Here is a 227-nt window from a genome sequence, read left to right as displayed (position 1 = left end):
GTGCCCGTCGGCTCGTCGACCGTGGTGATCGCCGAGGTGCTCGAGGTGCTCACCGGCCGCCCCGCCCGCCCGCTCGTCTACATCGACCGCCGCTTCCACGCCCTGTCCCACGACACCGCCCTCTGACCCCGTCACGAAAGGAACCACCATGTCCACTCCGTACACGCTCCCCGAGCTGCCCTACGACTACTCGGCACTGGAGCCGCACATCTCCGGCAAGATCATGG

The 227-nt window shown here is 68.3% G+C and carries 1 pseudogene; it reads left to right on the top strand.

Annotated features, from left to right (window positions below):
• Positions 1–148: 148 nt before the first annotated feature.
• A pseudogene (locus B2W79_RS06250) lies at positions 149–227 on the top strand (superoxide dismutase); the annotation flags it as partial.

The sequence above is a fragment of the Microbacterium sp. UBA7513 genome (genome assembly GCF_002478345.1).
GTDB lineage: Bacteria > Actinomycetota > Actinomycetes > Actinomycetales > Microbacteriaceae > Microbacterium.
This window is presented reverse-complemented; position numbering and strand designations above follow the sequence as displayed.